The sequence below is a fragment of the Stenotrophomonas sp. LC732 genome (assembly GCF_052446685.1).
Taxonomy (GTDB): Bacteria; Pseudomonadota; Gammaproteobacteria; order Xanthomonadales; family Xanthomonadaceae; genus Stenotrophomonas; species Stenotrophomonas muris.
The window spans coordinates 3,413,193-3,422,728 of record NZ_CP199214.1; the positions used below are offsets into that span (position 1 = coordinate 3,413,193).

At 66.2% G+C, this 9,536-nt stretch carries 15 protein-coding genes; all 15 read left to right on the forward strand.

What is annotated here, in order from left to right:
• Window position 1: 1 nt before the first annotated feature.
• Window positions 2-637 carry a glycoside hydrolase family 19 protein gene (locus tag ACT6SE_RS16240; protein WP_049419452.1) on the forward strand — a complete coding sequence of 212 codons (636 nt, stop codon included), beginning with the start codon at window positions 2-4 and terminating at the stop codon, window positions 635-637.
• Window positions 637-1,161 (forward strand): hypothetical protein, encoded by a 525-nt coding sequence (locus ACT6SE_RS16245; RefSeq protein WP_049419451.1) that lies wholly within the window; start codon window positions 637-639, stop codon window positions 1,159-1,161. Before ACT6SE_RS16240 ends, ACT6SE_RS16245 begins: the two co-directional genes overlap by 1 nt.
• Complete coding sequence (locus ACT6SE_RS16250; RefSeq protein WP_049419450.1) at window positions 1,158-1,643, forward strand: phage tail protein; 486 nt, start codon at window positions 1,158-1,160, stop codon at window positions 1,641-1,643. Before ACT6SE_RS16245 ends, ACT6SE_RS16250 begins: the two co-directional genes overlap by 4 nt.
• Window positions 1,640-2,101 carry a phage virion morphogenesis protein gene (locus tag ACT6SE_RS16255; RefSeq protein ID WP_049419449.1) on the forward strand — a complete coding sequence of 154 codons (462 nt, stop codon included), beginning with the start codon at window positions 1,640-1,642 and terminating at the stop codon, window positions 2,099-2,101. Before ACT6SE_RS16250 ends, ACT6SE_RS16255 begins: the two co-directional genes overlap by 4 nt.
• Before the next feature lie 86 nt (window positions 2,102-2,187).
• Complete coding sequence (locus ACT6SE_RS16260) at window positions 2,188-3,078, forward strand: baseplate assembly protein (protein WP_049419448.1); 891 nt, start codon at window positions 2,188-2,190, stop codon at window positions 3,076-3,078.
• On the forward strand, window positions 3,071-3,628 hold the full coding sequence (locus ACT6SE_RS16265; protein WP_049419447.1) for a phage tail protein I: 558 nt from the start codon (window positions 3,071-3,073) through the stop codon (window positions 3,626-3,628). Before ACT6SE_RS16260 ends, ACT6SE_RS16265 begins: the two co-directional genes overlap by 8 nt.
• 9 nt (window positions 3,629-3,637) lie before the next feature.
• The gene (locus ACT6SE_RS16270; protein ID WP_049419446.1) at window positions 3,638-5,485 is read left to right on the forward strand and encodes a hypothetical protein; all 1,848 of its coding nucleotides are present in this window, start codon (window positions 3,638-3,640) and stop codon (window positions 5,483-5,485) included.
• Window position 5,486: 1 nt separating this feature from the next.
• Complete coding sequence (locus ACT6SE_RS16275) at window positions 5,487-6,137, forward strand: hypothetical protein (protein WP_053091715.1); 651 nt, start codon at window positions 5,487-5,489, stop codon at window positions 6,135-6,137.
• Window positions 6,138-6,211: 74 nt separating this feature from the next.
• Window positions 6,212-6,778 carry a phage baseplate assembly protein V gene (locus ACT6SE_RS16280; protein WP_049419445.1) on the forward strand — a complete coding sequence of 189 codons (567 nt, stop codon included), beginning with the start codon at window positions 6,212-6,214 and terminating at the stop codon, window positions 6,776-6,778.
• Window positions 6,775-7,134: a GPW/gp25 family protein gene (locus ACT6SE_RS16285; RefSeq protein ID WP_049405126.1), complete on the forward strand. Its 360-nt coding sequence runs from the start codon at window positions 6,775-6,777 to the stop codon at window positions 7,132-7,134. Before ACT6SE_RS16280 ends, ACT6SE_RS16285 begins: the two co-directional genes overlap by 4 nt.
• A 16-nt stretch (window positions 7,135-7,150) precedes the next feature.
• Window positions 7,151-8,320, forward strand: coding sequence for a phage tail sheath protein (locus ACT6SE_RS16290; RefSeq protein WP_049420453.1), 1,170 nt, complete (start codon window positions 7,151-7,153; stop codon window positions 8,318-8,320).
• A 23-nt stretch (window positions 8,321-8,343) separates the two neighbouring features.
• Window positions 8,344-8,853, forward strand: a complete 510-nt coding sequence (locus tag ACT6SE_RS16295; RefSeq protein ID WP_049419443.1) for a phage major tail tube protein — start codon at window positions 8,344-8,346, stop codon at window positions 8,851-8,853.
• Window positions 8,854-8,912: 59 nt separating this feature from the next.
• Window positions 8,913-9,239: a phage tail assembly protein gene (locus ACT6SE_RS16300; RefSeq protein ID WP_049419442.1), complete on the forward strand. Its 327-nt coding sequence runs from the start codon at window positions 8,913-8,915 to the stop codon at window positions 9,237-9,239.
• A gap of 8 nt (window positions 9,240-9,247) precedes the next feature.
• Window positions 9,248-9,364 (forward strand): GpE family phage tail protein, encoded by a 117-nt coding sequence (locus ACT6SE_RS16305; protein ID WP_014648142.1) that lies wholly within the window; start codon window positions 9,248-9,250, stop codon window positions 9,362-9,364.
• Between the two features lie 12 nt (window positions 9,365-9,376).
• Entirely contained in the window at window positions 9,377-9,514 is a 138-nt protein-coding gene (locus ACT6SE_RS16310) for a hypothetical protein (RefSeq protein WP_176746371.1), read from the forward strand.
• The last annotated feature ends 22 nt before the right edge of the window (window positions 9,515-9,536 follow it).

Consider the following 9,536-nt stretch of genomic DNA (forward strand, 5'->3'; position numbering starts at 1 on the left):
CATGCTGACCCCTGCTCTGCTCGCTCAGATCATGCAGTGCCCGCTGCAGCGCGCACAGCGCTGGGCCGAGGCGCTGAACGCGGCCATGAGGCGCTTCGGCATCAACACACCGGTGCGCGCGGCCTACTTCCTGGCACAGGTCGGCCACGAGAGCCTGAGCCTCTCGCGTGTCGAAGAGTCGCTCAGCTACAGCCGCGAACGCCTGCTGGAAGTGTTCGGCCGGTACATTTCGCCAGCCGAGGCCGCCGCGTTCGTTCATCAGCCGGCAAAGCTCGGCAACCGCGTCTACGCCAACCGCAACGGCAACGGTAGCGAGGCCAGCGGCGACGGCTATCTGTTCCGCGGCCGTGGCCCGCTGCAGCATACCGGCCGGGGCAACTACCGCCGCATGGGGCAGCTGATCGGCCAGCCGCTGGAAGAACAGCCGGGCCTGCTGATCGAGCCGGAGATCGGCGCCATGGCGGGGGCTGCGTTCTGGAAAGAGAACGGCCTTAACACCTACGCCGATCAGCGCGACGTGCTGACCGCCAGCCGCGTCATCAACCTGGGCAACGCCCGCAGCCGCGCCACGCCCAATGGCATGGCAGACCGCACCGCCCGCACCACGCGCGGCCTGGCCGCGCTGGGGGCGCGCTGATGCTCTACCGCACCCTCGCACTGGCCGCCCTGGTGCTGGCTACCGCCGGCCTCTTCAGCTGCCAGCAGTCGCGCGTCAGCCGCGCCACCATCGCGCTGGACAAGGCCAACGCGGCCTTGGCCAAGGCCGTCGCCGACAACGCCGCCCTGGCCAGCAGCCTCAAGCTGGCCGAAGGCACCACCCGCGTCGTGACCGAGTACGTGGACCGCGTACAGCTGGTGCACGAGCGCGGCGACACCATCGTCAAAGAGGTTCCCATCTATGTCACCGCGAACGCTGATGCTGCCTGTGTTGTTCCTGCTGGCTTCGTGCAGCTCCACGACACCGCTGCGAGCGGCAGCCCCACCGCCGGCCCTGCCGGAAATCCTGATGCGCCCGCCGCCGCCACTCCGCTCTCTGCCGTCGCCGAAACCGTCGCCAGCAACTACGCCACCTGCCACGCCACCGCCGAGCAGGTAGTGGCCCTGCAGGAACTGGCCCGCGAGCTGCACGCCGAGCTTGAACGGCAGGCAGGTACGCCATGAAGAAGCCGCAGCTGCTGCGCGACCACCTGGTCGCCGCCGTCCCGGCACTGGCCAGCGACCCCGACAAGCTGCTGATCTTTGTCGACGGTGGCGGCCTGGCCGGTACCTACCGGCCGGGTCTGGCGTTCGAGTACCGCTACACCCTGGACCTGGTGCTGACCGACTTTGGCAGCGCACCCGAGGCAGTCATGGTGCCGCTGCTGCAGTGGCTGACCCGTCACCAGCCCGAACTACTGGCCAACCCTGCCAACCGTGAGAAGCTGACCTTTGAGGTGGACGTGCTGGGCGACAGCCTGGTGGATCTGGCCATCAAGATGCCGCTCACCGAACGGGTGCTGGTCACCCGCGCCGCTGATGGCAGCGTGCAGCTGCAGCACCTGCCCGAGCCTCCTGCAGAGGATGCCCACGCCGACACGCTGGCCGGCGGCGTCCTGGTCGCAGACGGTGTCCAGATCGCCACCCTGCCGGCGATCACGGAGTGAGCGAGGATCTACAGCGACTGGAAGCCTGGGCCGCGCCCCTGCTTCGGCGTCTGCAGCCGGCCGAACGCGGCAAGCTGGCGCGCAAAGTCGGTACCGCGCTGCGCCGGGCACAGCAGCAGCGCATCGCAACGCAGAAAAACCCCGATGGCACACCCTACGCGGCGCGCCGTGCCGCGCCCCTGCGTCGGGCCAAGGCCGGACGCATCAAGCGCGGCGCAATGTTCGCCAAGATCCGGCAGGCGCGGCACCTTCGTGTACGTGTGACCCCCAATGAGGTGGCTGTCGGCTTCACCGGCCGCGTATCGCGCATTGCACTGATCCATCAGGAGGGCCGCAGCGATGCGGTCAGCAAGGGCGGGCCCCGCGTTACCTATGCACGTCGGCGCCTGCTGGGCTTCTCGCCCGCCGATGAACAGCTGGTGCGCGATCTGATCCTCGACCATCTGGACGGTCTGTAGCGTAATCCCCCGCCCTACACGGCGTAGCCGGTGGCCACGCGCGCGCGCGATGGGATGCTGAAACGCATCCCCGAATCGGCGCTGTCGTGTCCACATTTACCGCCATCGAAGTCGACAAGCTGCCGGCGCCCGACATCTTCGAGCAGCGCTCGTTTGAGTCGATCTACGCCGAGCGTCTGGCTGAGTTCCGCCGCCTTTGCCCGGAGTACACCGCCGTTGTCGAATCCGACCCGGTGGTGAAGATCCTGCAGGCCAGCGCGTACCGAGAGGTGCTGCTGCGCGAGCAGTTCAACCAGCGCGCTCGCGGCCTCCTTCTTCCGTACTCCCAACGCGGCGACCTCGACAACCTGGCGGTGCCGTACGGGGTTCAGCGAAAGCTACTGACCCCCGCAGATCCCGAGACGGGCACACCGGCGGCCTACGAAAGCGATTCAGACTTCCGACGCCGCATCCAGCTGGCGCCTGAGGGCCTGTCGGTTGCTGGCCCCGAAGGGGCCTACATCTTCCACACCCTTTCGGCCGACGTGGCCGTACTCGACGCCAGCGTGGCCAGCCCTTCGCCCGGCGAAGTCGTGGTGACCGTGCTTTCACGGGAGGGCGATGGCACGCCCTCTGGGCAGCTGCTGGCTGCGGTGGAATCGGCCCTGCTCAACGGGAACGTGCGCCCTCTCACCGACCATGTGACTGTGGCGGCAGCCACCATTGAGCCGTACGAGGTGCGCGCGCAGCTGACCACCTTCAACGGACCTGACAGCGCCCTGGTCATTGCCGAGGCCAACCGCCGCATGCGGCTTTTCCTGAGCCAGTCGCAGCGGCTGGGCCGTGACGTTCCTCTCTCGGCGCTGTATTCGGCCCTGCATGTAGAGGGCGTGCAGCGCGTGCAGCTGGACAGTCCCGCCGCAGATATCACGGTCAGTCCGCAGAGCGCGGCGTACTGCACCGCTGTGGTGATCGAACACGTGGGCACCAATGACTGAGGTGCGCACCCTGCTGCCCCCCAATGCCACCGCGCTGGAACGGGCCGTGGAAGGCGCCGATGCGCAGCTGATGGGCATCCCAATGGTTCACCACCTGCTGTGGAACCCGTGGACGTGCCCGGCGGAGTTTCTGCCGTTCCTGGCGTGGACGGTGTCGGTGGACACCTGGGACAGCGAGTGGCCGGAACAGATCAAGCGCGCCCGCATCGCCAGCTCGTTCCAGATCCAGCGGCACAAGGGCACCGCGCAGAGCATTGCCGACGTGGTGGCCAGCTTCGGCGGACAGGTGCAGCTGCGGGAGTGGTGGCAGATGGACCCGCCCGGCCAGCCCCACACCTTCGAGCTGCTGCTGACCCTCAGCGGTCAAGGTGGGCAAGACGCTACCGCCGACTTTATCGACCAGGTGATGGCTGCAGTGGACCGCGCCAAGCCCGTACGTTCGCACTACTCCTTCACTCAGGGCATCAACGCCGAGGGCGCCATCGGCGTCCTGGGCGTGGCCCGCGTGCTTACCTCTACCCGCCTGCAGCTGGCCGCCAGCGAACCGTAGGACATACCCATGCCCATCCCCCAGATCACCATTACGCCGGCAGGCTTTGCCGCCATCGTCAACGCAGAGAACACGGGTACCGCGCCGGTCAAGGTCACACAGGTCGGCTTGACTGCTCAGCACTTCGATGTGGGCACCGTGGGCGCATCCGTGCCGGCGGAGTTCAAGCGCCTGACCACCTTCGGTGGTAAGGCCGTTGCTGACGACACGCTGCACCTGAACGTGCGCGACGACGGTACTGACACCTACACGCTGCGCGGCTTTGGCCTGTACCTGCAGGACGGCACGCTGTTTGCCGTCTATTCGCAGTCCACGCCCGTCATGGAAAAGGCAGCGGCCGCAACCCTGTTGCTGGCCACGGACATTCGGTTCGCCAAGATCAACGCCACCAGCATCGAGGTCGGCGATATCGACTTCATCAATCCGCCGGCGACGACCACGCAGATGGGTGTAGTGCGGTTGTCCACCGAGCAGGAGGCGGACGCCGGCAGCGATCACGTCACGGCGATCACCCCGCGCGGCCTGGCCCGATACATCAACAACCGCTTCGGCACCGGGGCGCCTTCCACCTTCGTCAAGACGCTGCTCGGCTTGGCCACCGCTGCCATGTTCCGCGTCGAGCTGGGCCTGAAGTCCGCTGCGCTGCGCGATGAGGGCCATGGGAACGGCCTCAACGCGGACCTGCTCGACGGCGCGCACGGCGATTACTACCTGGACTGGAAGAATTTCACCGGCGTGCCGAACAGGTTCACGCCGGCTCCCCACACGCATCCCATCGACGAGGTCGACGGCCTGCAGCCCGCGCTCGACGGCAAAGCCAACCGTGCCGGAGAGACCTTCACCGGGCCACTGGCGGTGAATGGGGCCATGCTGCGTTCTTACGGATGGAACGGCGTAGCCAGTAACGGAATCCTGGTGCTGGGTGATACCGGCTCCTCCGTCGTTAAAAACGGGGCTTACTTCGACTTCACCAACTCGGCGGGCGGGTATACCGCCACCCTTTCGGCCGGCGGCACCATCTGGACCAGCGGCAACTTTGACCCTGCCAAGAAGCTGAACAAAGCCGGCGATACGATGACGGGTGACTTGACCACCGTCGGTCTTCGTGTCGGCTATCCCGGCAACGCTGTTTGCCGCGTCTTCAGTTCCGCCGGCGTCGTCTACTGGGACAGCCGCAGCAGCTATGATGGCGCGCTGCCCGACGCCACCGCCTACTACCGCGCTGTTTCACACGAATTCCGCAATTCGTCAGGCAATCGCGTTGTGCTTATCAATGGCAGCGGCGGGATCTACGCCAGTCTCTTTGCTGGGGCGCAAGCCTTCATCGGTGGCGACCAAAACACCCAAGGGACGCAGATTTTCTGGAACGCTGCTGGCGAAACGAACGGTTACGGTTGCTCTGAGTACATCTGCAACTATGGCGGCGGCACTGGCGGGCACCACTTCTACGTCAGGCCTAGCGCAAGCGCCGGACTCGCTCGCGTCATGGGTGTTGGCCGCAACGGAGCGCTGTGGACGGCCGGCGGCTTCGACTTCGGCTCATCGCGCAAACTCAAAGACGTTGACGGCCCGATGCCCTATGGCCTTGCGGAGGTCCGTCGCATTGCGACCCTGATTGGCCGATACAAGCCGGAGTACAACCCAGACGGACGCAAACGTCTGTTCTTCGACGCAGAGCAGTTCGCCACCGTCATGCCGGAAGCTGTTGATGCTGAGAGCATCGAGTTCGGTGGCGAGCGAGTTGCATCCATGAAGCTGGATCAGGTGATGCCACCGGCATACCGAGCCATTGCTCAACTCGCCGACCTGGTGGACGAACTGCTCGCAGAAGTCGCCGCTCTCAAGGAGCGCTGCTGACATGGCGAGCGGATATCGAAGCGGCGGCGTGGACTTCGACGACCTGTTCGACGCCGATGTGATGGGCGATGGCCCGACTGCCAGCGGATACCGGCAGAGCGGGCAGCCTTTGCGCTATGCCCACATCCAGTACGGGCAGAAGCGCGGCGATGTGGGCTATCGCTCCGGCGGCGTCGACGTATCGAACCTGTGGGCTGCAAAGGGCACAGCAACCTACGTGCTGCCGTTTCACGGCAAGGGCTTCTCCGCGCACAACCAGTCCGACACCAACGCGCAGGGCAACAGCTCGGCGCAGGTGGAGCTGCGCATCAACGCCGATGGCGCCTACGAGGTCTGGGTGTCGACCAACGGCGGCGGCAATAACTCCAGCCGTGTGGCTGAGCGCGGGATGTGGCTGCGCAACGGCGGCGCTGGCGAGTACGACGTGCGCTTCGAGTTCGCAAACGCCGGCGCGGCGAACGTTGGCAGTACGGCGCCGGACTGGCGCAATGCCAGCGCTTCGCAGTCGTGCTCGGCCCAGGTCAGCGTGCCCAGCGCTTCGGGCCAGAATGTGCGCGCGGACGTGGAGTTCCACTGCCTCATGCGAAGGGCCGGCGGGAACGTCAGCCGTTCCATCATGGTGGCCAGCGTAGGCGCGGCCGGCTGGTGGTAACCGCAGCTTTGTAGCGCGTCGATCTACGCGTGCCATTACGTGCGCGCGCGAGAGGCACGGCACAACATGGGCGCATGGATAGCGCCCAGCCCCAACAGATCAACAACCTGCTGCGCCATGGCGTGGTGACGACGGTCGATCATGCGCGTGCGCTGTGTCGTGTCCGCACGGGCGAGGCCCATACCGACTACATCCCATGGCTGGCATCCGCCGCCGGCACGCTCGCGGTGTGGGCACCGCCGAGCGTCGGCGAGCAGGTGACGCTGGTGTGCAGCGACGGCGACCTGGCCAATGCGGTCGCCCTGCGCGGCCTGTACTGCGATCACTACCCCGCCCCGTCCGACAATGCGGATCTTGTCATGGTCAAGTTCAGTGATGGCGCTGTCATCAGCTACGACAGCGCGTCACATGCGCTCGCAGCCATCCTGCCCAGCGGTGGCATTGCCACGATCACCGCAGATGGTGGCGTGACGATCAACGGGCCGGTCACCATCAACGGCGATACCAGCATCACCGGCCAGGTCACCATCAACGGCAAGGCTGAGGCTTCCGAGGACGTTGTGGGCGGCGGCATCAGCCTCAAGCAGCATAAGCACGGCGCGGTGCAGCCGGGCAGCGGCACGTCGGGACCGCCGGCATGATCGGCATGGACGGTCAGGCAGGCAGTTTCAAGGACGACACCGCGCATCTGCGGCAGTCCATTGCCGACATTCTCACTACTCCCATCGGCTCGCGCATCCAGCGCCGCGACTACGGCTCGCTGCTGCCGGAGCTGATCGACCAGCCGTTCAACGAAGCCACGCGGTTGCGCCTGTATGGCGCTACTGCAACGGCGCTGATGCGTTGGGAGCCGCGCCTGCGCCTCAGCCGCATCACCCTCTCGCGTGGTCAGGAGCCAGGCACGTTCGTGCTGGATCTGGATGGCCAGCGCACGGTGCCCGCCGGCGCCTCCAGCACCACCCGTCTCTCTGTCCCGCTTCGCTTCCGCACCCCATAACCGCAGGAGTTCCCTCATGGCCACCGACTACCACCACGGCGTACGCGTCATCGAAATCAATGGCGGCGTGCGTCCGATTCGCACTGTTGCCACCGCTGTTGTCGGCGTCGTCTGCACCGCGCAGGACGCCGACGCCGCGCTGTTCCCCCTCGACCGACCGGTGCTGCTGACCGACGTGCTGGGCGCCGTCGGCAAGGCCGGCACCAGCGGCACGCTGCGCGCCACGCTGCAGGCCATTGCCGACCAGGCCAACGCCATTACCGTGGTGGTGCGCGTCGCCGAAGGTTCCGACGACAGCGCCACCACCGCCAACGTGATCGGCAAGAAGGACGGCGCCACCTTCACCGGCATGCAGGCGCTGCTGGTGGCTGAGGCGCAGGTAGGCGTGCGTCCGCGCATCCTGGGCGCACCCGGTCTGGACACCCAGCCGGTTTCGGCCGCGCTGGCGGTCATCGCCAAGAAGCTGCGCGCGATGGCCTACGTGAGCTGTGCCGCCAGTGCCTCGGTCAGCGAAGCCATCGCCTATCGCGAGCAGTTCAGCCAGCGCGAGCTGATGCTGATCTATCCCGACTTCGTCGCGTTCAACACTGCCGACGCCACCACCAGCATGGCGTTCGCGACCGCCCGCGCCCTGGGCCTGCGCGCGATGATCGATGAGCAGCAGGGTTGGCACAAATCGATCTCCAATGTGGCCGTCGCCGGCGTGACCGGCATCAGCCGCGACGTGCACTGGGATCTGCAAGATCCGGCGACCGACGCTGGCCTGCTGAACGCCGCCGACATCACCACCCTCATCAACTCCAACGGCTACAAGTTCTGGGGTTCGCGAACCTGCAGCGACGACCCGCTGTTCGCCTTCGAGACGGCCACGCGCACCGCGCAGATCCTGGCCGACACCATTGCAGAGGCGCAGATGGTCTACATCGACAAGCCCGAGCATCCGTCGCTCATCCGCGACATGCTGGAGAGCATCAATGCCAAATTCCGCGAGCTGGTGAACGCGGGCTACGTGCTGGGTGCATCGGCCTGGTACGACGAAGCCGCCAACGAGCCCAGCCAGCTGAAGGCCGGCCGGGTGACCATCGATTACGACTACACGCCGGTACCGCCGCTGGAGAACCTGGTACTGAACCAGCGCATCACCGACCGCTACTTCGCCGACTTCCCGGCCCGTATCAACGGCTGATGCCGTACTGAGGAACCATTCCCATGTCCATGCCCAGCAAGCTCAAGAATCTCAACCTGTTCAATGACGGCCTCAGCTACCTGGGCCAGGTCACCGAGGTCAAGCTGCCGACCTTGACCCGCAAGATGGAGGAATACCGCGCCGGCGGCATGCTCGGCCCCATCGATATCGACCTCGGCCAGGAAAAGATCGAACTGGAATGGAAGTGCGGCGGACTGATGCGCGACGTGCTGCGCCAGTACGGCGCCATCGCTCACAACGCCGTGCAGCTGCGCTTCGCTGGCGCATACCAGCGCGAAGATAGCGCCGACGTGGACGCGTTGGAGATCGTCGTCCGCGGCCGCCACAGCGAGATCGACCCCGGCACCGGCAAGGTCGGTGACGACACCGAGTTCAGCGTGAAGACCACCGCCAGCTACTACAAGCTGAGCATCAACGGCCGTACCGAGATCGAAATCGACATGGTCGGCATGGTGTTCATCGTCAACGGCGTGGACCAGCTGGCCGGCCAGCGACGCGCCATCGGCGCCTGACCCACATAACCGGGCTGCCTCAGCGGCCCGGCCCACCTCTGCCCTGAGAGACCCACGACATGACTGACAAAGCCACCCCCACCGCCGGCGCCGAAGCCATCGACGCCAACACGGTCACCCTCGACTACCCAATCCAGCGCGGCGAGCAGGTCATCGCCACCATCAAGCTGCGCAAGCCCAACGCCGGGGAGCTGCGCGGCATCAAGCTGGTGGACCTGCTGCAGATCGACGTGAGCGCGGTGGCCGCGCTGCTGCCGCGCATCACCGAGCCGACGCTGACCGCTGCCGACGTGAACAAGCTGGACCCTGCCGACCTGGTCGCCATCGGCACCCTCGCCGCTGGTTTTTTTGTGCCGAAGGCGCAGCGGGAATTCCTCAGCGCGTAGAGGATTTCATGGCCGATATCGCGGTGATTTTCCCATTCACCCTCACCGAGCTATCGGCCCTCTCGCTGTTTGAACTGATCGAATGGCGCGAGCGCGCCCGTGTAAGAAGTGGAGCCGAGCCGTGATACCTTTCGCCCATGGCCACCTTGATCGCCATCGCTGTTGCGCTGCTCCTGCTGGCTTCGGTCGGCGGGTTGTTGGTCTGGGCATTAAGCGCGCTCTGCCGCCTGCTGGCGGCGCTGGTGTCCTCACCGACCGACACGCCCTCGGCGTAGCCGGCGCAGCGGTTGTCGTCGC

What these genes read in the sequence shown, in the direction of transcription:
- ACT6SE_RS16240 (WP_049419452.1), top strand. Translation starts at nt 2, where the DNA reads ATGCTGACCCCTGCTCTGCTCGCTCAGATCATGCAGTGCCCGCTGCAG.
- ACT6SE_RS16245 (WP_049419451.1), top strand. Translation starts at nt 637, where the DNA reads ATGCTCTACCGCACCCTCGCACTGGCCGCCCTGGTGCTGGCTACCGCC.
- ACT6SE_RS16250 (WP_049419450.1), top strand. Translation starts at nt 1,158, where the DNA reads ATGAAGAAGCCGCAGCTGCTGCGCGACCACCTGGTCGCCGCCGTCCCG.
- ACT6SE_RS16265 (WP_049419447.1), top strand. Translation starts at nt 3,071, where the DNA reads ATGACTGAGGTGCGCACCCTGCTGCCCCCCAATGCCACCGCGCTGGAA.
- ACT6SE_RS16270 (WP_049419446.1), top strand. Translation starts at nt 3,638, where the DNA reads ATGCCCATCCCCCAGATCACCATTACGCCGGCAGGCTTTGCCGCCATC.
- ACT6SE_RS16275 (WP_053091715.1), top strand. Translation starts at nt 5,487, where the DNA reads ATGGCGAGCGGATATCGAAGCGGCGGCGTGGACTTCGACGACCTGTTC.
- ACT6SE_RS16280 (WP_049419445.1), top strand. Translation starts at nt 6,212, where the DNA reads ATGGATAGCGCCCAGCCCCAACAGATCAACAACCTGCTGCGCCATGGC.
- ACT6SE_RS16285 (WP_049405126.1), top strand. Translation starts at nt 6,775, where the DNA reads ATGATCGGCATGGACGGTCAGGCAGGCAGTTTCAAGGACGACACCGCG.
- ACT6SE_RS16290 (WP_049420453.1), top strand. Translation starts at nt 7,151, where the DNA reads ATGGCCACCGACTACCACCACGGCGTACGCGTCATCGAAATCAATGGC.
- ACT6SE_RS16295 (WP_049419443.1), top strand. Translation starts at nt 8,344, where the DNA reads ATGTCCATGCCCAGCAAGCTCAAGAATCTCAACCTGTTCAATGACGGC.
- ACT6SE_RS16300 (WP_049419442.1), top strand. Translation starts at nt 8,913, where the DNA reads ATGACTGACAAAGCCACCCCCACCGCCGGCGCCGAAGCCATCGACGCC.
- ACT6SE_RS16305 (WP_014648142.1), top strand. Translation starts at nt 9,248, where the DNA reads ATGGCCGATATCGCGGTGATTTTCCCATTCACCCTCACCGAGCTATCG.
- ACT6SE_RS16310 (WP_176746371.1), top strand. Translation starts at nt 9,377, where the DNA reads ATGGCCACCTTGATCGCCATCGCTGTTGCGCTGCTCCTGCTGGCTTCG.